The sequence below is a fragment of the Rhizobium sp. NFR12 genome (genome assembly GCF_900108545.1).
Classification (GTDB): Bacteria; Pseudomonadota; Alphaproteobacteria; order Rhizobiales; family Rhizobiaceae; genus Neorhizobium; species Neorhizobium soli.
The window spans coordinates 703,380-726,722 of record NZ_FNWM01000002.1 but is presented as its reverse complement, the minus strand read 5'-3'; the positions used below and the strand labels follow the sequence as shown (position 1 = coordinate 726,722).

Annotated in this window: 23 protein-coding genes; 16 read left to right on the top strand and 7 right to left on the bottom strand. The window is 60.9% G+C overall.

From position 1 onward, the window contains the following. Positions 1-70 precede the first annotated feature (70 nt). The 4 genes from uvrC (at position 71) to BLW69_RS10825 (ending at position 3,569) form a co-directional block, all read left to right on the top strand. Entirely contained in the window at positions 71-2,125 is a 2,055-nt protein-coding gene (gene uvrC, locus BLW69_RS10840) for an excinuclease ABC subunit UvrC (RefSeq protein WP_092661906.1), read from the top strand. Between the two features lie 129 nt (positions 2,126-2,254). Then, positions 2,255-2,845, top strand: coding sequence for a CDP-diacylglycerol--glycerol-3-phosphate 3-phosphatidyltransferase (pgsA, locus tag BLW69_RS10835; protein WP_062453313.1), 591 nt, complete (start codon positions 2,255-2,257; stop codon positions 2,843-2,845). Then, the gene (gene moaD, locus BLW69_RS10830; RefSeq protein ID WP_062453314.1) at positions 2,842-3,096 is read left to right on the top strand and encodes a molybdopterin converting factor subunit 1; all 255 of its coding nucleotides are present in this window, start codon (positions 2,842-2,844) and stop codon (positions 3,094-3,096) included. Before pgsA ends, moaD begins: the two co-directional genes overlap by 4 nt. A 14-nt stretch (positions 3,097-3,110) precedes the next feature. Beyond that, positions 3,111-3,569, top strand: a complete 459-nt coding sequence (locus BLW69_RS10825) for a molybdenum cofactor biosynthesis protein MoaE (protein WP_092661904.1) — start codon at positions 3,111-3,113, stop codon at positions 3,567-3,569. A 3-nt stretch (positions 3,570-3,572) separates the two neighbouring features. Here BLW69_RS10825 and BLW69_RS10820 read toward each other — a convergent pair whose 3' ends face one another. Then, positions 3,573-4,469, bottom strand: a complete 897-nt coding sequence (locus BLW69_RS10820) for a branched-chain amino acid ABC transporter permease (RefSeq protein ID WP_092661902.1) — start codon at positions 4,467-4,469, stop codon at positions 3,573-3,575. Positions 4,470-4,536: 67 nt separating this feature from the next. Between BLW69_RS10820 and BLW69_RS10815 the strand changes: the two genes are divergently transcribed. After that, the gene (locus BLW69_RS10815; protein ID WP_092661900.1) at positions 4,537-5,100 is read left to right on the top strand and encodes a CGNR zinc finger domain-containing protein; all 564 of its coding nucleotides are present in this window, start codon (positions 4,537-4,539) and stop codon (positions 5,098-5,100) included. Further along, positions 5,097-5,615: a hypothetical protein gene (locus tag BLW69_RS10810; RefSeq protein WP_092661898.1), complete on the top strand. Its 519-nt coding sequence runs from the start codon at positions 5,097-5,099 to the stop codon at positions 5,613-5,615. The genes BLW69_RS10815 and BLW69_RS10810 overlap by 4 nt, the downstream gene beginning before the upstream one ends. Positions 5,616-5,689: 74 nt before the next feature. Here BLW69_RS10810 and ndk read toward each other — a convergent pair whose 3' ends face one another. Both ndk and BLW69_RS10800 read right to left on the bottom strand, forming a co-directional pair. Further along, positions 5,690-6,112 (bottom strand): nucleoside-diphosphate kinase, encoded by a 423-nt coding sequence (ndk, locus tag BLW69_RS10805; RefSeq protein WP_062453319.1) that lies wholly within the window; start codon positions 6,110-6,112, stop codon positions 5,690-5,692. An 81-nt stretch (positions 6,113-6,193) separates the two neighbouring features. Next, positions 6,194-6,883 (bottom strand): glutathione S-transferase family protein, encoded by a 690-nt coding sequence (locus BLW69_RS10800; protein WP_062454742.1) that lies wholly within the window; start codon positions 6,881-6,883, stop codon positions 6,194-6,196. Positions 6,884-7,035: 152 nt separating this feature from the next. Between BLW69_RS10800 and BLW69_RS10795 the strand changes: the two genes are divergently transcribed. Together BLW69_RS10795 and BLW69_RS10790 are read left to right on the top strand one after the other, a co-directional pair. After that, a complete protein-coding gene (locus BLW69_RS10795; protein WP_092661896.1) occupies positions 7,036-7,551 on the top strand; it encodes a DinB family protein in 516 nt (171 codons plus the stop codon). A 174-nt stretch (positions 7,552-7,725) separates the two neighbouring features. Next, complete coding sequence (locus BLW69_RS10790; protein ID WP_092661894.1) at positions 7,726-8,775, top strand: GGDEF domain-containing protein; 1,050 nt, start codon at positions 7,726-7,728, stop codon at positions 8,773-8,775. Positions 8,776-8,864: 89 nt separating this feature from the next. Here BLW69_RS10790 and BLW69_RS10785 read toward each other — a convergent pair whose 3' ends face one another. Then, positions 8,865-9,587 carry a hypothetical protein gene (locus BLW69_RS10785; protein ID WP_062579892.1) on the bottom strand — a complete coding sequence of 241 codons (723 nt, stop codon included), beginning with the start codon at positions 9,585-9,587 and terminating at the stop codon, positions 8,865-8,867. A 206-nt stretch (positions 9,588-9,793) separates the two neighbouring features. Between BLW69_RS10785 and BLW69_RS10780 the strand changes: the two genes are divergently transcribed. Then, positions 9,794-10,507, top strand: a complete 714-nt coding sequence (locus BLW69_RS10780; RefSeq protein WP_092661890.1) for a Crp/Fnr family transcriptional regulator — start codon at positions 9,794-9,796, stop codon at positions 10,505-10,507. A 78-nt stretch (positions 10,508-10,585) separates the two neighbouring features. Here BLW69_RS10780 and BLW69_RS10775 read toward each other — a convergent pair whose 3' ends face one another. Further along, positions 10,586-11,464 carry a trypsin-like serine peptidase gene (locus BLW69_RS10775; protein WP_062453324.1) on the bottom strand — a complete coding sequence of 293 codons (879 nt, stop codon included), beginning with the start codon at positions 11,462-11,464 and terminating at the stop codon, positions 10,586-10,588. A gap of 206 nt (positions 11,465-11,670) precedes the next feature. Here BLW69_RS10775 and BLW69_RS10770 point away from each other — a divergent pair, with 206 nt between their 5' ends. The 4 genes from BLW69_RS10770 to BLW69_RS10755 all read left to right on the top strand — a co-directional run bounded on the left by BLW69_RS10770 (position 11,671) and on the right by BLW69_RS10755 (position 16,392). Next, positions 11,671-13,554, top strand: a complete 1,884-nt coding sequence (locus tag BLW69_RS10770; protein WP_062453325.1) for an ABC-F family ATP-binding cassette domain-containing protein — start codon at positions 11,671-11,673, stop codon at positions 13,552-13,554. Between the two features lie 70 nt (positions 13,555-13,624). After that, positions 13,625-15,667, top strand: a complete 2,043-nt coding sequence (locus BLW69_RS10765) for a prolyl oligopeptidase family serine peptidase (protein ID WP_092661888.1) — start codon at positions 13,625-13,627, stop codon at positions 15,665-15,667. Positions 15,668-15,736: 69 nt separating this feature from the next. Continuing rightward, positions 15,737-16,000: a type II toxin-antitoxin system VapB family antitoxin gene (locus tag BLW69_RS10760; RefSeq protein ID WP_092661886.1), complete on the top strand. Its 264-nt coding sequence runs from the start codon at positions 15,737-15,739 to the stop codon at positions 15,998-16,000. Continuing rightward, the gene (locus tag BLW69_RS10755; RefSeq protein WP_092661884.1) at positions 16,000-16,392 is read left to right on the top strand and encodes a type II toxin-antitoxin system VapC family toxin; all 393 of its coding nucleotides are present in this window, start codon (positions 16,000-16,002) and stop codon (positions 16,390-16,392) included. Before BLW69_RS10760 ends, BLW69_RS10755 begins: the two co-directional genes overlap by 1 nt. Here BLW69_RS10755 and BLW69_RS10750 read toward each other — a convergent pair whose 3' ends face one another. Further along, positions 16,393-16,842 carry a DNA polymerase III subunit chi gene (locus BLW69_RS10750; RefSeq protein WP_092661882.1) on the bottom strand — a complete coding sequence of 150 codons (450 nt, stop codon included), beginning with the start codon at positions 16,840-16,842 and terminating at the stop codon, positions 16,393-16,395. Next, positions 16,842-18,335, bottom strand: coding sequence for a leucyl aminopeptidase (locus tag BLW69_RS10745; RefSeq protein ID WP_092661880.1), 1,494 nt, complete (start codon positions 18,333-18,335; stop codon positions 16,842-16,844). The genes BLW69_RS10750 and BLW69_RS10745 overlap by 1 nt, the downstream gene beginning before the upstream one ends. Positions 18,336-18,612: 277 nt before the next feature. Between BLW69_RS10745 and BLW69_RS10740 the strand changes: the two genes are divergently transcribed. Genes BLW69_RS10740 through BLW69_RS10730 form a run of 3 tightly spaced genes read left to right on the top strand, consistent with a single transcriptional unit; the run spans position 18,613 to position 23,212 of the window. Further along, a complete protein-coding gene (locus BLW69_RS10740) occupies positions 18,613-19,794 on the top strand; it encodes an LptF/LptG family permease (protein WP_062579873.1) in 1,182 nt (393 codons plus the stop codon). Then, positions 19,791-20,879 (top strand): LPS export ABC transporter permease LptG, encoded by a 1,089-nt coding sequence (gene lptG / locus BLW69_RS10735; protein WP_062453330.1) that lies wholly within the window; start codon positions 19,791-19,793, stop codon positions 20,877-20,879. Before BLW69_RS10740 ends, lptG begins: the two co-directional genes overlap by 4 nt. Next, positions 20,879-23,212 (top strand): LPS-assembly protein LptD, encoded by a 2,334-nt coding sequence (locus BLW69_RS10730; protein ID WP_062453331.1) that lies wholly within the window; start codon positions 20,879-20,881, stop codon positions 23,210-23,212. The genes lptG and BLW69_RS10730 overlap by 1 nt, the downstream gene beginning before the upstream one ends. Positions 23,213-23,343 lie beyond the last annotated feature (131 nt).

Below are 23,343 nucleotides of genomic sequence, written 5' to 3'. Positions count from 1 at the left end.
GATGATCACAAAGACGAGATGAGCCCGCAGAAATAGTCGTCTGAACTGATTCTGCCGGCGGAGACATGCGATGAACGCGAAGAATGTGCCCGATGGCGGCGTTCTTTATGACGGAAACGAAGAAGACGACGACGATGCCCTGGCACCGGAAGCGGTCGCTGCGGCTATCACCACGTCCATCGACTGGAACGAGGCTGTCCGCCACGACACGGGCCTCAAGGGCGCCGACCTGATCGCCGAGTTCGTCAAGCACCTTCCGAACGCGCCGGGCGTCTACCGGATGTTCAACCAGGCCGGCGACGTGATGTATGTCGGCAAGGCGAAGAGCCTCAAGAAACGCGTCAGCAATTATGCGCAGGGCCGACTGCATTCCAACCGCCTCACCCGCATGGTGCGCGAAACCACGCATATGGAATTCGTCACGACGCGGACGGAGACCGAGGCGCTGCTGCTTGAAGCGAACCTCATCAAGCGGCTACGTCCGCGGTTCAACGTTCTGCTGCGCGACGACAAGTCGTTTCCGTATATTCTCATCAGCGGCGATCACCGTGCCCCTGCCCTGATGAAACACAGAGGCGCCCGCGCCCGCAAAGGCCAGTATTTCGGACCGTTCGCATCGGCCTCTGCCGTCGGCCGAACGATCAACTCGCTACAGCGTGCGTTCCTGCTGCGCACCTGCACAGACAGCGTGTTCGAGAGCCGCACGCGTCCCTGTCTTCTTTATCAGATCAAACGCTGTTCCGGCCCCTGCACCCATGAAGTCAGCGACGAGGGCTATGCCGAGCTCGTCAAGGAAGCATCGGACTTTCTTTCGGGCCAGAGCCAGAACGTGAAGACCGTCATCGCCAGGCAGATGTCGGAAGCCTCCGAAGACATGGATTTCGAGCGCGCCGCGATCTATCGCGATCGGCTGGCAGCGCTCAGCCACGTTCAAAGCCACCAGGGCATCAATCCGGCCGGCGTCGAGGAAGCCGATATCTTCGCCATCCACCACGAAGGCGGGCTTACCTGCATCCAGGTGTTCTTCTTCCGCACCGGCCAGAACTGGGGCAACCGCGCCTATTTCCCGAAGGCCGATCCGCAGATGGCAGGAGCGGAGGTCCTCAACGCGTTTCTCGCGCAGTTCTATGACGACAAGCCGGTTCCCAAGCAGATCTTGCTGTCGGAAACAGTCGAGGAGCAGGAACTGCTGGCGCTCGCGTTTTCCGAAAAGGCGGGACACAAGGTCTCGATCCTGGTGCCGCAGCGTGGCGAAAAGCGCGATCTTGTCGATCACGTCGCTGCCAATGCGCGCGAAGCACATGGCCGCAAGCTGGCCGAAACATCGTCGCAGGCGCGCCTTCTCAAGGGTCTCGCCGAAACCTTCAGCCTGCCCTACCAGCCCCGGCGCATCGAGATCTACGATAACTCGCATATGATGGGGACCAATGCCGTCGGCGGCATGGTCGTCGCGGGTCCGGAAGGATTTGTGAAGGGCCAGTACCGCAAGTTCAACATCAAATCGACCGACATCACCCCCGGCGACGACTTCGGCATGATGCGAGAGGTCATGACCCGGCGCTTCTCGCGACTGATCAAGGAAGAAGGCATTCCTGATCGCAGCATCTCGACGCCGAAACCCGTCGAGGCGACCAGCGATGACATCAACGATGCCGCGTTTCCGGCCTGGCCCGATGTCATCCTGATTGATGGCGGCCAGGGCCAGATGACGGCTGTGCGCACCATCCTCGACGAACTTGGCATCCGAGACGTGGTGACGGCGATCGGGGTGGCCAAAGGTGTCGACCGCGATGCCGGCCGCGAACGCTTCTTTGCCGATGGCCGCAGCGATTTTTCTCTGCCGCCACGCGATCCCGTCCTCTACTTCGTCCAGCGCATGCGCGACGAAGCGCACCGGTTCGCGATCGGCTCGCACCGGGCCCGGCGCAAAAAGGAAATGATCAAGAACCCGCTCGACGAAATCGCGGGCATCGGGCCGGGCCGAAAGCGCAAGCTGCTGCAGCATTTCGGCACCGCAAAGGCCGTGTCCCGCGCAGGTCTCAACGATCTGATGGCGGTCGAAGGAATTTCCGAAGCGGTGGCAAAACAGGTCTATAATCACTTCCACGAAAGCCGAAGTGGATGACGATGAACGACATGCATGGGTCATCAAAACAGCGTATGCATCTCAACCAACTGTAAAAAAGCCGCGAAAACTGTTGACGCTGGCGTCTCGAAACCTCAACTAGAGGCAACCCTCAAGCACAGGTCCATCATGGCTTCCCGCGCGTACAACATTCCCAATCTTCTGACCTATGCGCGCATCCTTGCCGTACCGGTGATCGTTCTGTGCTTCTTCATCGAAGGAAAGCTGGAAAGCTCGGATTTTGCCCGCTGGGCCGGTTTCTGGATCTTCGTTGTGGCGTCGCTGACCGACTATCTGGATGGCTATCTGGCCCGTATCTGGAACCAGACCTCGAATATCGGCCGCATGCTGGATCCGATCGCCGACAAGCTTCTGGTTGCCGCCGTGCTTCTGCTGCTTGCTGCCGACCAGACGATTGCCGGCTGGTCGCTGTGGGCTGCAATCACGATTCTCTGCCGCGAAATTCTCGTCTCGGGCCTGCGTGAATATCTGGCGGCGCTCAAGGTCTCGGTGCCGGTGACCCGCATCGCCAAGTGGAAGACGACGATCCAGATGGTGTCGATCGCGTTCCTGCTGGCCGGACCTGCCGGCGACAAGTTCCTGCCGTTCACGACGCAGATCGGCATCGGCCTTCTCTGGGTCGCAGCGGCCCTCACCTTCTACAGCGGCTACGACTATTTCCGCGCCGGTCTCAAGCATCTCGTGGATGACGAGGGATGACAAAACTCGTCTATTTCGCCTGGGTGCGCGAGAGAATCGGCAAGACCGAGGAGGATCTCGACCTACCGCCTGAGGTCGTTACCGCGCGTGATCTCCTCAATCACCTGAAGACGCTCGGCGAGGAATACGAGAACGCGCTGCAATATCCCGAGGTCATTCGCGTCGCGATTGACCAGGAGCATGTGGAGCATTTTGAAAAGATCGCCGGAGCACGCGAGATCGGCATTTTCCCCCCGATGACAGGCGGGTAAACGGAACCATTCTGATGACCATGCCCACGATCCGCGTCCAGACCGACGATTTCGATCTGCAATCGGAGATCGATCTCCTGACGGCGGGCCGCATGGATATCGGCGCGGTGGTCAGCTTCTGCGGTCTCTGCCGTGACGAGCAGGGAGCGCTCTCGGCGCTGGAGCTCGAGCATTATCCGGGCATGGCGGAAGCCGAGATGAACCGCATCGCCCTTCTTGCCATCGACCGCTTTTCGCTTCTCGGACTGACCGCCATCCACCGCTACGGCAAGATTGCCCCCGGGGCCAACATCGTCCTGGTCATTGCCGTCGCCTCGCATCGCCAGGCAGCCTTCGACGGCGCCAATTTCGTGATGGATTTTCTGAAGACATCGGCGCCGTTCTGGAAAAAGGAACATGCGGCCGACGGTTCGCCCCGGTCCTGGGTCGATGCCAAAGACGCCGACGATACCGCACGCGACCGTTGGCGCTGAGGTTTACAGGACCACCCTTTCCCGCCGGCTCATGACGAGAACCGCAACCAGCACAAGGCCGATGGCGAAGTCCCGCCACAGGATCGGACCGTAACCGCTCCACAGTGTTTCGGCGAAACCGACAGCGGCGGCACCGGCTGCCGACCGCAGCGGATGCGAATGGCCTCCGGCTGCAGCAATCAGGACGATCTTGATGCTGATCAGCAACCCGGCGCCGAAGTCCATCGTTCCGTAATACGAGGTCGCCAACACGCCTGCGACGGAGGCGTACAGAGATGCTGCCGCGTAGGCGAGGACGAATACCAGGCGGGAACTGATGCCGCAGAGTTGGGCCGCAATCTTGTCGTCGGCCACCGCCCGCCAGATGCGCCCGAGGCTTGTATGATCGATCACCAGCCAGCCGGCCGCGATCATTGCCAGCATCAGGCCGGAATTGAGCAACTGGATCAGCGTCAGGGTTACCGCGAAGCCATCACCCGCCCAGAGCGGAACGGCACGGTTCAGAAACGGCGACAGCCAGATCTCCCGGGAGCCGGAGGCAAGCCGAGCGCCCTCCATCAGCACCAGCAGCACGCCCAGCGCGGCGACGATCGGCGCGTTGCGCGCATGCCTTTCGATCAACCGCAGGGTCAGCCCGCCGACCACGATCCCGGTCGCGACGCCGCCGACGATCGCCGCGCCCGCCCCCATCGCCAGTGCCGCCGGCAGGACAAGCCAGAACTCGTCCCAGCCGAGCTGCGCGAACAACACGTAGAGATGGCCGGAAAAAGCAAAGATGGCGCCATAGGCGATGTCTGCGCGCTTCGTCAGCGCAAAGCCGATCACGTAGCCGAAGGCAAGCGTTGCGTAGAGTACCGACAGCGGCACAGCATTCGCCAATTGCTGGAGCAGATAGGCCATCGGCAAACCCCAAAAGGATGACACGAATATAACTGGTAAACCGCTTTACACCAGTTATAATTCTGGGATGGATTTCACCTGGACCCCGCATCGTTTCGTCGGTGGCGCCTTGGCGCTCGATGTCGCCAACAGCGTCATACTGCGCATCGATCCGTCACGCCGCATTGATCGCTTCGCCTCTCCGCAGCAGATGGATGCCTTTCCCGAGGCGGCCGGAGAATTCTCGGCGGAGCGGGCGTTGTTTGGAGAAGTGACGCCAGTCGCCGCGGAAAGACGCGCCGATTTCCTCGTGCTTCGGGAAGCGATCGACCGGTATTTCCGTGCTCGAGCGGATGGCGAGGATGACCCGCACAAACTGGCCGATCTGCTTGGCGCGACGGCTATGGCGTTGCGCGGAACCGGCACCGGCTCACTTGAGGCCGCCACCGCCCGCTCGGCCTTGCGGCTTCTCGGCGACGATCAGATTTCCCGCCTGAAGACCTGCCGCAATTGCGGCTGGCTGTTTATCGACCGAAGCCGCAACCGCAGCAGAAGCTGGTGCGACATGACCGTCTGCGGCAACCGCGTAAAGGCGAACCGCCACTATCGCCGCAGCCGCGATGGCGGACCTTCGGCTGGAGACGCAACATGAGGTGGAGGGCAGCGATATCAGCCGGGCTCTGCGTGATGGGCCTGATTGTGACTGGCTGCCAGCGACCGTCGGAAGGCGTGTATTTCGAACTGTCCGGCCGGATTTTCGTCTTCAACTACCGGGTGGCCACCGCTAACTACCTCGTTACGCTGCGAAGGGTCGCTGCCATCCCTAAGGAAAGCCGCGCCAGAGCGGAATTCGAAGATCCGCAGGGCGGACCGGCGCTTTTCACCGAAGAGAAAGTTCTCGATGTCGACGATGGGCTCACGCTTGCCAGCCCGTTCGTCCAGTGCGTCCGGAAGGACAGGCCCTACCGCGTGGCCATCACGCTGACAGGCGCGTCCGGCGAGGTGCTGCAGGTGATCGAAACCACCGTGACGTCGGATGTCGATCAGTCTGTGATACCGGCGGCACCGCTGGTCGTCGGCCCGGCCTACACACCCAACCCCGACATGTTCAAGGCCGATGGCTCGACCGACTTCTCCGGGCGAACCGGCTGCCCGGCGACTCCATGACCTTGCCGCAGACAGCAAAAAAGGCCGGAGCGAATGCCCCGGCCTTTTGTAGATCGAACCGATCCGTGCAGCAATCAGCCGACGATTTCGGTTTCGGCGAACCAGTAGGCGATTTCCTGGGCAGCGGTTTCCGGAGCATCCGAGCCGTGAACCGAATTTTCACCGATCGACAGGGCGAACTGCTTGCGGATCGTGCCTTCGTCGGCGTTGGCCGGGTTGGTCGCGCCCATGATTTCGCGGTTCTTCAGGATGGCGCCTTCGCCTTCGAGAACCTGAACGATGGTCGGGCCGGACGTCATGCCGTCGACGAGTTCGCCGAAGAAAGGACGTTCCTTGTGAACGGCGTAGAAGCCTTCAGCTTCGCGCTTGCTCATCCAGACGCGCTTGGATGCGATGATGCGCAGGCCGTTGTCTTCAAATACCTTGGTGATGGCACCGGTCAGGTTGCGCTTCGTTGCGTCCGGCTTGATCATCGAAAACGTGCGTTCAATCGCCATTGGTCTCATCCTTTGTTTCCACGGAAAGTGGGCGGTGTTTAACCGCCCCTTTCGCCGGAAACAAGGGGGATGGGCCTAATTTCACGCAGCCGTCACAACGCGTCCTGCGCTGTCATGAAGGTCGAGCAGACGCTCGAACCACGAAGCCAGCAAGCCGTCCTTGCCCAGCACGTCGGCACCATCCGTCACCCGCAGCCACTGCAGCGCGCCGAACAGAATGTAGTCGGCAAACAGCGGCGCCTCGCCGCCAAGGAAAGGCTGGAATTTCAGCGTGTGCGTAACCGGCTTCAGTTTCTCGGCGAAGGTGTCGATTTCCCTCTGCCGGTCGGCGGCGACCTCTTCCAGCGACCGGCCGAATATGGCCTCGCGGCTGCTGCGGAAATAGGCCTGGTCGGCCGGCCCCAGCGTATCGTGTACGCTCTTGATTGCGATCCTCGCGATTGCGCCGTGTACCACCGTCTGCGAAAAACCCTCGACAAACCGGGAAAGCGCCTTGCCGCCTTCCCCGCCGAACAGGGTCGGACGGTCGGGATAGCGCTCGTCCAGATAGACCGCGATGTCGAAACTGTCACGGATCAGTTCGTTTCCGTCCCGCAGGATCGGTACGGTCTTGGAAAACCCGTTCTCCAGGTTGGGGATCTGCGTAAACGGTGTCGGCTGCTCCGTGTATTCGAGCCCCTTGTGTTTGAGCGCCATTACCACTTTCCACGCATGCGGCGAAAATGGCCGGTGCGCGTCAGCGCCGCAGAGGGAATAGAGAATGCGTGTCATCATGGGCTCCTGATCTGTCACTCACCGCACATGATGGGATGGGAAGCCTCACAAATCCAGTCAGGAAATTTCATGGGTGGTATCAACCCCTGCCCCTCGGGTTGGCCGACAAATCCGGTATGATTACACGTGAACAACCGGAGACGCTTTGAATGCTGCGCCATTTCCAGATGCTTGCCGCTTACAATTCCTGGGCAAATTCACAGGTCTATGATGCCTGTGCCGCGCTGACGGACGCCGAATACCGCGAAGATCGTGGCGCCTTCTTCGGATCAATCCACCGCACGCTCAACCACATTCTCGTTGCCGACCGCATCTGGATGCGCCGCCTGACCGGAGACGGCACGGCCTCGACGGATCTGGGGGCCGTTCTGTTCGAGGATTTCTCTGACCTGCGCACGGCGCGTGACGCAGAAGATGTCCGTATTACGAACTATCTCGGGTCTCTGACCGATAACGCGCTCAGCACCACCGTCACCTATACGCCGGTGACCGTTCCGACGGAGGTCACCGAACCAGTGGCGCCTGTTCTCGCCCATCTCTTCAACCACCAGACCCACCACCGGGGACAGGTGCACGCCATCCTCACCTCGCTCGGCAAGCCCTCCGTAGTGCTCGATATGATCGCCTTCCTGCGCGGGCATGGAAAACAGTGGATGCAGGTTTAATGTAATACGGCTTTAGGACAAACAGGGGTTGTGAACTCAGCCTTAACCGTATTCGCAACGAGACGTCTTCAAACGCCTGACAAAAGCCAACGTTTCAGGCGTTCTTAACCCTCCGTCTCGCGTACTGTTTTCCTGAAACGAGACAGTAACGAGACCCTGAGGAATAGGTGGATCATGTCGGCGGACAATGCACGGCAATCGCGTGACAGGAGCCTGGCTGTGGTGGCGCAGCAGATGGCAAAGCAGGACGTTGCCGGTCTTCCACGCAATTACACGCTGTTCCACGAAGCGCTGTCGGGGTCCGATCCGGCGCTTACCCGCGACGTCGCCACGCTTCCGGCCGGCGCTACCCAGGCCCAGATCGACGAGATTGGCCTGCGCTACCAGCTTCCCGGCTTCGTGGTTCTATCGATCGCCAACCGGGACGAGGAAACGAGACGCGTTCTCGATCTCGTCGGCACGATTGCCCAGGCCACGCTGAAGAAGCAGAATTTCGTGCGTGCGCTGGAGACGGCGGCCGAAAGCCTTCGGAGCGGAAGTGCCAGCGGTCTCGCCGACATCCAGGTCGAGCTCGATCATCTTCAGGCGAACCTCAGCGAAACGCTCTCCGCCGAGATCGGTCTCACCAAATCTCTGGAGCTTGCCGCCGACCGGCTGCTGATGTCGAGCAATCTGGCGGAAGCGGCCCGAACCAATTCTCTGTCCGACCGGCTGACCGGGCTTCCCAACCATGTGGCGCTGGCGGAAAAGCTGGATCTCCTCTACGCCCCTTCAACCGAGCACCGCCCGGCCACGCTGTTTGTCGTCCGCCTCGTCGATCTCGGCGAGATGGCGCAGACCTATGGCCAGGTGACTGCCGGCCGGATCGTCAAGCGCGCCGCCGCGATTTTCCGCAAGGCGATCAAGAAGAACGACTTTCTGGCCCGGACCGCGACCGACAGCTTTGCGTTTCTGTTCGAGGATGTCGATCGGAGCGGTGCAAAAGCGATCGCCGATCGACTCGTAACTTCGATCGCCGACAGCCTCGTGTTTGCAGGTTCCGGTGAAGGGCATTACCCCCACATGCGGCTGTCGATCGGCGTGGCGCTCTCGACCGAGGCATTCTCGCCGCAGCAGATCAAGCTGCATGCGGCAACGGCACTCGAAAGTCTACGTGCCCAGGGTTCAGGCGCCGGAACCGACACCGTGGCGATCTTCGGCGATCCAAGCCGTCGCGTTTCCTGAACGCATCGACCGATCCCCATACGACAGTGACGCGGCGGCCATCCGGGCGCCGCGTCCTGCATTTCAGCAAAAAGTCGATCGCGTCGGCGTCAGGCGGGAACGAACTGGTTTTCCTGCGTGAAGCGGATTGTCTTTCTCGTCACGCCCTGCGCGAACTGGACCGGAAACGCTGCGGACGAGATGGCCGTATCGATCACCTGCCCCTCGATGAACGAGCCGGCGATGATGAAATAGCTCGGCTTCGGTGTGAACGTGTAGTCGAGGTTTGGCTCGAGCTGCACCGCGACGGCCGGTTTGCCGCCCATCGCAAGACCCACATTCAGCGACATCCGGACACTGGCCTGCTGCAGAACCGACGGGATCAGGTTGTTCGCCCGCACGAGAAACACACCGGCCGGACCCGCTGTCGGATTTGTCGGAAACGCCGGAGCACCGTTCGGGAACGCGCCCTGGTAGGTGATCGCGACGTTGTTAAGACCCTCGAGCATGACGTCGCATTTGCTGGCGGTCGCAAAGGCCCGCGGGCTGAGCGTCGACCCGAGTTCCTGGATGTAACCGGCGCTGATCGAGTAGTCGATCGTCCAGCTGAATGTCGACATGCTCGGGTTTTCCGGGCTGCCCGAGGCCGCGTTGCCGATCATCCATGCCAGGGACAAAGGGCTCTGAGACGCGCCGACCACGTCCGGTATCGTCTGGAACAACGCATAACTCTGGAACTTCGGGTTCTCGTTCATGACCGTAAGCGTATAGGGCGTCCCCAGATCCTGTTTCTCGAAGATCTCGATCGCTTCCCTTCCCATCATAACACGCATGCTGACCTCTCCTCTTTCACATTCTTGCCGCCGCGACATGCGGAGTGGACCGAGCGGTCCGTTCGGCTACCAACGGCAACTCCTGCCGTGAGCACAACCTAGAATGATTTATCGCTGGAGAATGTCACGCATGTAACAACTTTTGATTGCATTTATTCGTATCACGGCTCAGACGGCAAGCGACACCTCAGCGTCCGAGTGGGTTTATGACATCGAACCTTATCTCCAAGATCAACAACGATATCCGACATTCCGCGTGGTTCGACGATCTCGACGACGACACGTACTCGCGTCTCGTGTCGGGGTCGGCGAGCCGGCTCTATAGGGACGGCCAGACGCTGTTTTTCAGCGGTCAGGCCTGCGACGCGCTGTCGATCATCGTGTCCGGTTGCGTGCACCTCTATTTCATCTCGGAGGATGGGCATGAAGTGATCTTCGCCGAGCTCGGAGCCGGCGACGTTCTGGGAGATGTCGAACTCACCCTCGGCTGCACCCACTTCGCGAACGCGGTCGCCGCCGGCGAGACCCGCGTGATGGTGGTCCGGCGCAGCGCTTTCAGCGAAATCACCCGCATGCCCCAGATGTCGGCTTTTCTCATGAAGACATTCGCACGCAAACTCAGAAAGACGATGGCCTTTGCCGAAGGCATGGCACTGCATACGCTGCAGACCAGGCTCGCGCGTCTTCTCGTCGATCTCGCCCGCCTGCACGGCCGCAGCACAGCGGAGGGGCTGCTGATCGACAGAGCGATATCGCAGGAGAAAATGGGGCAACTGATCAATGCCAGCCGCCCACGAGTGAACGCGCAGCTTCAGGCTTGGAAGGGCGACGGCGTGCTCGGCATGCGGCGCGGCCGCCTGATCATCCTCGACTACCGATCGCTGAAGATCATGTCGCGCGAAGGGGCTACCGACAATTGACAGGGTGGTCCAGGCCGCGACGCCAAGCGCGACGGATTTTGAGGTCCGTCGCGCAGGTCGCCTGCCCTTTTGCGATCGCTACTTGCAGCCACCCTTGACGTACTCGATCATTTCCTCGGTCTCATGCGTGAAATGCGGCCCCTTGACGTTACTAGGGCTGCCATTAGACACGACGCTGAAGATTTCGAACGCCTTATTCTCAGCCGGCAGGAACCACGCTCCGCCACTGGCACCGCCGCCGTACATCGGATGCGGCTTTGCCTCGTAAGCCGTCGCATCGCTGACGCTGATCGACGGGTCCTCCATGAACATGTACTCGCCACCATCCAGCCGTCCGGGATATCCCATCAGGGTGAGTTCGGTTTTCTCAGGCACCTTAGCGAGACGCAGCTGGAATTTTCCAGACGTCGATGCCTTGGTACTGCGCATGACCGCGTAATCGACTGCGGCCGCGGCAAGGCCCGGGACTTGCGGTATCTTCGTCCACGCCGTCAGGACGGACGCCATTTCGATAGGATAAGCCTCGCCCGGCGCTCCGTCATAACCCGGATAGAACACCACGTTGCTGGCCTGGTCTCCATTCAGCCACATGGCGTGTGCCGCCCCGATAATGATCTTGTCGTCGGAGACGAACTGGGCGCTGGCCGCTTGATCGATTCCGCCCAGGCTAAAGAACAGCTTGCCACCGAACTTGAACGGAGCCTCCTTGATCGGTGCCAGCTTGACCTCGGTCCCTTCGAGGGAATGTACGTCGCCACCTGGCATGCCGCTCTCCGGCAGTAGGCCGGGAGCGGGGATTGCATTGCGACGGCGCTCGTCCGTCCAGTAGTCTGCGGTAAAGGCCGCCTGCGCCGCGGTCGGCGCCCAGCAGGTGAACCGGTCATCGGCGAATGCGCCTGTCGGTGCCAGGGAAACCGACACCAAAAGTGTCAGGCATGACGCTTTCCAAAACTTCATCTCTCAACCCTCCTTGTTCGAACATCCGTCAGGGATGCTTCGGCCGAGTGGCCAGGGACGAACCTAGATGGGCGAGGTCTGGAGGGCTGTTCCCGGAGGAACAGGGGGAGATCCTTGAGAGATTGTCCCTTCGCAGCGCACAATGCCCGCAAATCGCGACGGCCGCCGTCTTGCCTTCACGCCCGGTTTCGGCCAAAACCGCGGCCATGATTACCATTACCGACCTTTCCGCCCGTATTGCCGGGCGCCTTCTCCTCGACCATGCCAGCGTGACGCTGCCCGCCGGCACCAAAGCCGGGCTTGTGGGCCGCAACGGTGCGGGCAAATCGACGCTGTTCAAGCTGATTACCGGCGAGCTCAGCTCGGAGACCGGCTCGGTCTCCTATCCGAAGAGCGCCAAGCTCGGACAGGTGGCTCAGGAAGCGCCCGGCACCGAGGATTCGCTGCTGGAAATCGTGCTCGCCGCCGACAAGGAACGCGCAGCGCTGATGGCCGAGTCGGAGACGGCCACCGATCCGGACAGGATTGCCGACATCCAGATGCGCCTCGTCGACATCGACGCCCATTCGGCGGAAGCGCGCGCCGCCAGCATTCTCGCGGGCCTTGGCTTTTCGCAGGAAGCTCAGCTTCGGCCTGCCTCGTCATTTTCCGGCGGCTGGCGAATGCGTGTGGCGCTTGCTTCGGTTCTGTTTGCCGAGCCGGACCTGCTTTTGCTCGACGAGCCGACCAACTATCTCGATCTTGAAGGCACGCTCTGGCTGGAAGATTACGTGCGCCGCTATCCGCACACGGTGATCGTCATCAGCCATGACCGCGACATGCTCAACAATGCGGTCACTTCGATTGTCCATCTCGACCAGAAGAAGCTTACCTTCTATCGCGGCGGCTATGACCAGTTCGAACGCCAGAAGGCGGAAAACGACGAGCTGCAGACCAAGGCCAAGGTGAAGAACGATGCAGCCCGCAAGCATTTGCAGACCTTCATCGACCGCTTCAAGGCCAAGGCCTCCAAGGCCAAGCAGGCGCAGAGCCGCGTCAAGGCGCTGGAGCGGATGGGAACGGTCGCCTCTGTTATCGAGGATCACGTCCAGCCGATCACCTTCCCCGAGCCCGAAAAGCAACCCGCCTCGCCGATCATCTCGGTGCAGAACGGTGCCGTCGGGTACGAGCCGGGCAAGCCGATCCTCAAGAACATCACGCTCCGGATCGACCATGACGACCGCATCGCCCTCCTCGGCTCGAACGGCAACGGCAAGTCGACCTTCGCCAAGTTCATCGCCGGCCGGCTTGCCGCCGAAAGCGGCGAACTGAAGCTCGCGCCAAGCCTGAAGATCGGCTTCTTCGCACAGCACCAGCTCGACGACCTCGTCCCGGGTGATTCTCCCGTGGAGCACGTGCGCCGCCTGATGCCGTCAGTCCCGGAAGGCAAGGTACGCGCCCGCGTCGCCCAGATGGGGCTTGCGACGGAAAAGATGTCGACGCCCGCCAAGGATCTGTCGGGCGGCGAAAAGGCGCGCCTGCTGATGGGGCTTGCCGCCTTCCACGCGCCCAACCTCCTCATCCTCGACGAGCCGACCAACCATCTGGACATCGACAGCCGAAGGGCCCTGATCGAGGCGCTCAACGACTATCAGGGCGCCGTCATCCTGATCTCCCATGACCGGCATCTGATCGAGGCGACGGTCGATCGTCTCTGGCTCGTCAACAACGGCACGGTGCAAACCTTCGAGGGAGATCTCGAAGAATACCGCGACCTGATTGTCAGTTCCGGTAAAAAAAAAGAAGAAAAACCGCAGCTGATTGACGATGCGGCATCGAAGGTCGAACAGCGCAAGGCGAGCGCGGAAAGGCGTGCCTCGCTCGCCCCCTTGCGCAAAAAGATCAACGATGCCGAGGCCTTGACGGCCAAGCTTGAGAAGCTGATCCAGGCGCTTGATAAAGAGCTTGCAGACCCGGCGCTCTATGAAAAGACGCCGGCGAAGGCTGCAACCAAGGCCAAGGAACGGGGCGAGGCCGCCGCCAAACTGTCGGCCGCCGAAGAGCAATGGCTGATGCTGTCTTCCGAATACGAAGAGGCGATGGCCGGCTGAGTTTCGAAATCCGGTTGCCCCGGCCCCGCTGCATGCCTAGCTAAGTGGCTGCAGACACAGGAGGCCTTCGATGGATCTTTATCTCGAAACCGACGACGACGCCCGCACGCTCGCCTTTATAGCCGAGCAGAACGCGATCTCGGCCGAGGCGCTCGAAACACAGCAGTTCGAGGCGGACCGCGACACGCTAAAGGCGATGTTCGAGCGCGAGGACCGGCTGATCGTGCCGGCGCGGCGCGGACGCTGGCAGTTCGACTTTCATCGCACCAAGGACAATTCGCTCGGTCTCTGGCGCCGACTGCCCGCGACGGACGAGCCGCGCCACGATGCGGCCTGGGAAACCATTTTCGATTTCGATGCCTTTTGCGTTACCGAAGGCAAGCGCTGGATCTACAGCGGCGCCGTCACCTCCCCTTACGAGCCGACCCGTGTTCTCGTCATCCTGTCCGATGGCGGATCCGACCAGATGCGTCTCCTCGAATTCGACACGGAGGCGAAGGCGGTCGTCGAGGGCGGTTTCGACACACCGGCAGCGCGAGCCCATGCAAGCTGGATCGGTCCCGACGAGATTGCCTATTTCGGCTCGATCGACGAATTCTCCGCCACCCGCTCTGGCTGGCCCCGCGTCGGACGCCGGTTGAAGCGCGCCATGGATCCGAAAGATGCGCCGATCCTCTTCGAAGCAGGCCCCGACGACGTTCAGGCGACCGGCGGGATCATCGATCCACTGTTCTGGAACGGCGGACCGGACGAGAAGCCGATCGAGTTCTTTACCGTCATCCACGAGATCGACCGGATGAGCGTCCATGTCCGCGATGGACAAGGTGCGCTCCGGCGTCTCGATCTGCCGGACAGGATCGATGTCACAGCCAACCATCGCCAACTGCTTTGGCGGGCCAAGAGTGACGAGCGCTATCCAACCGGCAGCCTCGTCCTGCAGGAATTCATCCCGTTTTCGGATGAACCTCTGGGCGCGGCCCGTGTCGTCTTCGCTCCAGAACACGGCCAGACCGTCACCCAGTTCTCGCTGTTCAAGACCTGGGGCGCATTCGTCGTCAGCGACGTGATGGTGCCGCGGTTATTCCTGATCGACCTCACGAAACCGGATGCGCAGCCGCAGGAACTGCAGCTGCCGTCCACTCTGCAGACCGTCGGATTCCGCACGCTCGATGCCGACCTCACGCGCGGCGAGGAAATCCTGACCGTCATCGGCCAGGGCTTCCTGCAGCCTTACGGGACATGGCGTCTCGACCTGACGGATCGCGCCCGCTTGCCCGATTTGGTTCCGACAGGTGTCTCTCCCGCCTATTTCGATGCGCAAGGGATGCAGTCCGAGCTTCTGCAGGCGACATCGGAAGACGGGACGAAAATCCCCTATCACATCGTCTATCCGAAGACGTGGGAGAAGGGCGAACTGCCGGTCCTGATGTATGGCTATGGTGGTTTCGGCTGGCCGCTTGCTCCCTACTACTCGGGCAATACCGGCGTCTGGCTCGAGCATGGCGGCGCCTATGTACAGGCCTATATCCGCGGCGGCGCGGAATTCGGCCCCGACTGGCACACGGTCGCCAAGGGAAAGGGCCGTCACAAGGCGTTCGGGGATTTCGTCGCAGTCTCCCGCGATCTTGTCGCACGTGGCATCACAAAACCGTCGCGCATCGCCTGCCATGGCGGCAGCAATGGCGGTCTTCTGACCGCGGTCATGGCAACCCGTTACCCGGAAGACTTCGGCGCGATCTGGACCTCGGTCCCCGTCATCGACATGTCGCGTTTCCACGTCTTCCCAGCCGGCAAGGCCTGGATGGACGAATACGGCAACCCTGACGTCGCGGAAGAGCTTGCCGCGATGCTGACCTATTCGCCGCTCCACAATATCGACCCCGCGGCTGAGGTGACCTATCCGCCGATCTACATCGAAAGCTCGACCAACGACGACCGCGTGCATCCATCGCATGCCCGCCGTTTCGCCAAGCGGCTGATCGATGCCGGGCATAGGCCTCTGTTTCACGAATACGGCTCCGGCGGTCACGGCGGCGCCGGCGATACGCTTGAACAGGCCGCGCGATTGGCGATGGGCTACAGTTTCCTGCGCGAAACGATCATGAAAGCGTGAGCGGTAGCCATCGGTTGTGCCAAATCCGCGGATACACTATCGTTCGTTCGCAACCCCGTGAGGCATGACATGACGCTTCATATCACCGACCCGGTTCTCGATGCGCTTGCCGAACGGGCGCAGAAAATTCTGAATGCTCCGAGCAAGGAGGATGCGGTCCGGCAGGCGCTGATTCGCGTGGTGGGAACGCCTTCAGGAGAGACAACTGCCGTGCCGGACGAGAATACGCGTCGGGAAAGACTTGAGGCCATTCGCAAACGCTATCTGGCAATGGGTAAGCCCAATCCTGATTTCGACGAAAAGAAATTCCTCGATGACATGTGGGAGAGCTGATGTTTCTGGAAACATCAGCTCTGGTTGAATATTTCATCGGCGGCCCCGATTACGAGCGCGTTGCAAGAGCCTTGGATCGGAGGGAAACGCCCTTCTGTACGTCGCCAACGGTGCTTTTTGAGGCCGCTACCGTGCTTGCCAGCAAGAGGAGCATCCCGGTTCAGGATGCCGCTGCGCTCGTGCACGATCTTCTTGCAGAACTGAATGTCGAGGTTCTGTCTGCCACGAGAGACACCGCTTCGATCGCCATCGACGCCTTCGCCCGTTACGGCAAGGGCCGCCATCCGGCAAAGCTCAATTTCGGGGATTGCTTTTCCTATGCCGGTGCGCGCCAGTCCGGACTGCCGCTTCTCTACGTCGGCGGAGATTTTGCGCGGACCGACCTTGCCTGATCAGGCCTTCTTCACCCAACGTCCCTCGGGTGATTGCTGCCAGTAGGTCAGCGCATGTCCATCGCCCTTCAGCTTCTTCCACTGAGCGCGCGCGCCTTCCAGCTGGAGCTGGTCGTAGCCGTCGAACATGAAGACGACGCGCTCATAGGGGTCGAGCGGCGGCGGCTCGGCGCCGTCGACGACGAAGCGCACGGTTGCGGAATTCTGGTTCTCCGGGGTCGCCGTCAGCAGGACCGGTTGTTCCTGCGGCATCGGCGCTGCATCGGTGCCGTGCGGCAAAAAACTGTCATCGCGAAACGTCCACAAATGTGCGTCGAGAAAATCCCGACGCACGTCTTCGGCTGTCTGAACGACCACCTTCCAGCCGCGCTCGACGCTCTTTTCGAGAAGCGCCGGCAGCGCATCCTCGAGCTTCGATTCGGTCAGGTGATAGAACAGAACTTCGGTCATCAGTTCTCGTAGTTCTTGCGGACGAGTTCGTCCAGCAGGCGCACGCCGTAGCCGGATGCCCAGGACTGGTTGATCTCGTTCTGCGGCGAGTTGAGCGCCGTTGCCGCGATGTCGAGATGCGCCCAGGGCGTATCGCCGACGAAACGCTTGAGGAACTGCGCCGCGGTGATCGAGCCGGCCTGCCTGCCGCCGCTGTTCTTCATGTCGGCAAAGCGGCTGTCGATCATCTTGTCGTAGTCCTTGGAAAGCGGCATGCGCCAAAGCTTCTCGCCGCTTGTCTCGCCCGCCTGTGTCAGTTCGTCCGCCAGCGCGTCATCGTTGGAAAACAGTCCGGCATGGAGGTTGCCGAGTGCGACAACGATGGCGCCGGTCAGCGTCGCGAGATCGATCATGAAGCGCGGCTTGAAGCGTTCCTTGCAGTACCAGAGCGCATCGCCCAGCACGAGACGGCCTTCCGCATCGGTATTGACGATCTCGATCGTCTGGCCGGACATCGAGGTGACGATATCGCCGGGTCTCTGGGCGTTGCCGTCAGGCATGTTTTCGACCAGGCCGATAATGCCGATGACGTTCGCCTTGGCCTTGCGGGCGGCGAGCGTGTGCATCAGGCCGGTCACGGCGGCAGCTCCGCCCATGTCGCCCTTCATGTCTTCCATGCCGAGGCTCGGCTTGATCGAGATGCCGCCGGTATCGAAAACGACACCCTTGCCGACAAAGGCGACCGGCTGATCTCCCGGCGTGCCGCCGTTCCAGGTCATGATCGCCAGCCGCGGTGGCCGGGAAGAGCCCTGGGCGACGCCGAGCAGAGCGCCCATGCCGAGTTCCGTCATCTCGGTCTCGGTCAGGATCTCTACGTCAACGCCAAGCGATTCCAGATCCTTCGCCTTCTGCGCAAACTCGATCGGGCCAAGCACGTTGGGCGGCAGATTGACCAGGTCGCGGGCAAGAACCACACCCTCGGCAATGGCCTTCGCCGAGACAAATTGCTCAGTCGCCGCATCCGCTTTTGCGGTGACGATGGTGACGGTCACCGTCTTCGGCGACTTGTCCTCATCGTCGTCCTTCTTCTTGGTCTTGTAGGTATCGAACTTGTAGGCGCGCAGCAGCATGCCGGTCGCGAAATCCGCAGCTTCAGCCGCGCCGACGTCGGCGCCGGGTGCATCGAGGAACACCGTCACCTTCTCCATCGTCTTGACCGCAGCGGCCGCGACGCCACCCGCTTTCAGCCAGTCGTAGGCTGTCAGCTTGTCGGCCTTGCCGAGACCCAGCACAATAAGCCGATCGGCCTTCGATCCGGCCGGGGCCAGAATATCCAGCGTCGACAACGCCTTGCCTTTGAACTTGGCGATGCCCGCCGCCCTTACTGCGACAGCCTGCGGATCGACTTCGGCGACACCGGCGGCTACGGCATCTCCCGAAAGCTTGAGCTGAATCGCAAGTCCTCCATCGATGACGGCGGAGGCGGAAAAGGCGATATCGAATTTCATGGACATTACAGCTCCAGGCATTGTGGTGCGGAAGAAAGGCCCGATCTTCACCCTTTCGGTCGCGAACGCAAGCGCGCAGGATCGAACTTCGTGCCTTCCTAAAGCCCGTATTGATGTCCAATCCACTGTTTCCAAATGTCACAACGCCGAAGAAAACCGGGGTTGCCAACATTTTGTGACAGGGGCCCTGTCGCAATGCCGTTCCCAATCGCTTAGATAGGCGCGGCTACCATCGATCGAATGCGGGACGAAAGCCCCTTAGGACCTGAGGCATAATGCGGGAATGAAGCTTCTCGAACTCTACATATTGCGCCGAATCCTGCAGATGTTCCTGGTGGCACTCGTTCCGGTGCTCACGATCATCTGGACGATTCAGGTGCTCGGCCGCATCAACCTGGTCACCGACACCGGCCAGTCGATGGGCTCGTTCATGCAGCTCGCAAGCTATATCCTGCCGACCATCATTCCGGTTGTCCTGCCCTTCGCCTTTGTCATCGGCATCACCCAGACGCTGACGGCGATGAACAACGATTCGGAACTGCCTGTGATCGACGCGGCCGGTGCGGCCCGCAGCATCATCTACAAGCCGGTGATCCTGCTCGCGGTCGCGCTCAGCCTCGTCTCCTTCACCATCACCAATTTCATCGAACCAAAATCACGGCTCGGCGCGCGCGAAATGGTCGCAGCTGCCTATGCTGACCTTCTATCTTCCGTAATCGAGGAAAAGACCTTTCGCAGCATCGAGGACGGGCTTTACGTCCAGATCTCCGAGCGCCATTCAGGCCGGGTGCTGAAAGGCCTGTTCATCGTCGATTACCGCGACCCGAATTTCGGCCTGATCTATTATGCCCGCGAAGGATCGGTCGATCCTGGCGGCACATCGCTTACCATGCGCGACGGCGAAGTGCATCGCAAAGGCCCGGACGGCCGGATCTCGATCGTCAAGTTCGCGTCCTATGCGTTCGATTTGTCAGCGATGACCCAATCGGATGAGGGCGGCCTTCCGCTTTATTCCGGTGACCGGCCGCTGAGCTTCCTGCTCAACCCCGACAAGACCGATCCCGCCTATCAGAAAAAGCCCGAGAGCTTCCGCAGCGAACTGCATCGTCGCCTGTCCGACTGGCTGTTCCCGATCACCTTCGCGCTGGTGTCTCTGCTTGTGGCCGGCAACACGCGGTCGCACCGGTCGGCACGGCTGCATCCGATGATCTATGTGCTGCTTTTCGCTTTCCTGCTGCGCTGGCTGGGCTTCTCGGCCACCAATCTGACGGAACGCAACGCCGCCTACGTGCCGCTGGTTTACGCGATTCCGCTGGTGACCTGCTTGGTGACGGGCTTCATGCTGGCCACCAACCGGCAGATCCAGATGCCTCGCCTGTTCAGCCGCAGCATCACGAAAGCGACAACCGTCGTGCAGAAGCGCCTTTCGCCGACGGGACGCGGAACCACGGGAGAAGCGAAATGATCTTCTCCACTCTCGGCCGCTATTTCTTCAAGCGCTATATCAGCACCGCGTTCTGGTTCCTGCTCGGTGTCAGCGCCATTATCTTTCTTGCCGATTTCAGCGAGACGAGCCGTCGCCTCTCGGGCCTCAACGGCTACAGCCTCTACGGCGCGCTGGCGATGACGGCGTTGCGCGTGCCGCAGATCCTGCAGCAGGCCATCCCGACGCTGAGCCTGTTTATCGGCATGACGGTGCTGATCGCGCTCAACCGTCGCTACGAACTGGTCGTCACCCGTGCAGCCGGAATTTCCGTCTGGCAGTTCGTCGCACCTTTCATTGTCGGATCGTTTCTGCTCGGTCTGTTCACGCTGTTCGTCGTCAACCCGATCGGCGCCTGGGGCCAGCGCGAATCAATTTCGCTCGAGACCACGTGGCGGCAGGCCAGCAACAAGTCCAAGTCGTCCAAGTTCGTACCGTGGATCCGCCAGCTGTCCGGCGACGAAGACGTGATCATCGGCGCCAAGACCTATCGCGAAAGCGGTACCGAGCTCCTCGACGTGGTGGTTTTCCACTTCGACAAGGACGACGTCATCACCATGCGGCAGGACGCCAAGACCGCTAAGTTGGAAGATGGTTACTGGCTTCTTAACGACGTTCTGGAGAATCGGCCGGGCGAAATTCCGACCCGTCTCGAGACGGCACAGGTCAAAACCAATTTGAGACGCGAGTATCTTCAGGAGAGCCTTGCTCAGCCGGAAACCGTTGCGTTTCTTGGTCTTTCCAGAAAGATCGAGATCGGCAAATCCTTTGGAATCTCGACGAAGGCGCTGGAAACCCAGTTTCACTCCCTGCTTTCACTGCCGCTGCTGCTCGTCGCCATGACGATGATTGCGGCAACAGTGTCGTTAAAATTCAGTCGCTTCGCACAGTCCAGGTCGATGATTCTGGGTGGAATAGTTTCGGGCTTCGTGCTTTATGTCGTCTCGGTGCTTGTGAAGGCATTCGGGAGCAGCGGGGCGATTCCTCCTTTCGTGGCGGTCTGGATTCCAGTCGTCGTCGCGACTGCCCTGGGCGCTACGATCTTGCTTCATCAGGAGGATGGCTAGTGGCGGTAAGTAACCGCGGAAATATCAGTCGGCTCGCCGCCGCCCTGCTGACCGGTGTGTCTGTATGTGTCTCTGGCGTCGCTGCATTGACGGGCGGCGCGTATGCGCAGGGCCTCGTGCCGGCTGCTGAAGACGGTGCGAAGATGCTTCTGCGCGCCAACGAACTGACCTACAATCAGGACAACAAGCGCGTCACCGCGACCGGTGGCGTCCAGATCTATTACAACCGTTACCGCATGGTCGCGCAGCGGGTGGAATACGATCAGAACACCGGCCGCGTCATGGCGACCGGCAATATCGAGTTCATCGAACCGTCGGGCAGCCGCGTCTACGCGGAAGAGCTCGACGTGACCGACGATTTCGGCCAGGGCTTCATCAATGCCCTACGCGTGGAAACCACTGACAATACCCGCCTTGCGGCTGAAAGCGCCGAGCGCCAGACCGGCGATATCATGGTGCTCAACAACACCGTGTACACCGCCTGCCTTCCATGCGCCGCCACACCCGGCAAGGCGCCTCTTTGGCAAGTCAAGGCGCAGCGCGTCATTCGCAACGGACAGAAGCATACGATTCGCCTCGAGAATGCACAGTTCGAGTTGTTCGGCTTTTCGCTTGGAAAACTGCCCTTCCCGATCGAGGTTCCCGACGAGACTGTCGAGCGCAAGTCCGGCGTGCTGTTTCCGAAGTTCATCGTCAGCGACAACCTCGGGTTCGGCGTCACCGTCCCCTATTACCATGTCTTCTCGCCAAGCATGGATGCGACGATCAGCCCGACCTACTATTCGAGCCAGGGACTTCTGGTCGAAGGCGAAGTGCGCAACCGGTTCGACAACGGCGACCACACGTTCCGTTTTGCCGGCATCGATCAGCGCGATCCCGGCTCGTTCGACGCTGGCACAAGCGACCGCGAGCAGAACAGCCGCTTCATGGCCGCCTCCAAGGGCGAGTTTCAGATCAACCCGCGCTGGGCCTTCGGCTGGAACGTCATGGCCCAGACGGACGCGAACTTCTCGCGGACCTACAGCCTGACCGATGTCAGCCAGGATACGTTCACCAACGACGTCTACCTGACCGGCCTTGGCAAGCGTAACTATTTCGACCTGCACGCCTACTATTTCGACGTCCAGGACAATGGCACGTCGAACACGCTCGAGCGCCAGCAGGCGATCGCCTATCCGTCGTTGGACTACCAGTATATCGCGCCCGAATCGGTGTACGGCGGTGAGCTTTCGTTCAACGCCAACCTGACCAACCTGTCGCGTCGCGAAGAGGATTCCTACTTCGAGGGCACCACATACCGCTTCCCTGGTCTCGAAGGCGATTACGCCCGCGTGACGACCGAAGCCGAATGGAAGCGCACCTACACGACATCGGGCGGCCTGCTGCTGACGCCGCTGTTTGCAGCACGCGCCGATGGCATCCGCCACGATGTGTCCAATCCGAACTTTGCCTATGACGGCAATCTGGAGCCGAACGGTACGAACGGCCGATACATGCTGACGGCTGGCCTCGAGGCCCGCTATCCGTTCCTGATCACCAGCGAAAACAGCAGCCACATCATCGAGCCGATCGCGCAGATCTATGCGCGTCCGGACGAACAGATGTCCGGCGGCCTTCCCAACGAGGATGCGCAGAGCTTCGTGTTCGATGCCACTTCGCTGTTCGAACGGGACAAGTTCTCCGGCTACGACCGTGTCGAAGGCGGCACCCGTGCCAATGTTGGCTTCCGCTATACCGGCTCGTTCAACAACGGCATCGGCGTGCGCGGCATCTTCGGCCAGTCCTACCAGATTGCCGGCGAGAATTCCTTTGCCAGCGACGATCTTGTTCAGGCCGGGGCCAATTCGGGCCTCGAAACATCGCGATCCGATTACGTCGCCATGGCGGCGATCGACCTGCCGCAGGGCTTCTCGCTTTCCAACAACGTGCGGCTCGATGAAAAGTCGCTCGATATCCGTCGCACCGATACAGCGTTCAGCTATTCCACACCGCGGGTCAGCGGCAAGCTGATCTACACTAAGGTCGATGCGCAGGACGAGTACGGCGACAGCGACGCGACGGACGTGCTGAAGAACAGCATGTCGCTCCGGGTGAACGAAAACTGGTCGCTGGCCGGTTCCGCCACGTGGGACCTGACAGACAGTTCGCTCATCCGGCGCGGCGTCGGTATCAGCTACGCCGACGAGTGCACGATCTTCACGCTTGCCTATACCGACAAGCCTTCGGAAGCCGATGCGAACGACTGGACGATCAGTGCGCGCCTGAGTTTCCGCACGCTTGGCGACGTCAATATCGGCACGACCAAGGATTACGATCAAACCTTCCGTTACTGAGACCGGTAACGGAAGAATCGTCATGGTTTTGCCGCAACGATTGTGCAATCGGACGCCAATCGGCTAGTATGGCGGCCGAAAGCGCGCAAAGTCGCGCGACAAGTGCCCGGGCGGAAAAAAGGGATTGGTTT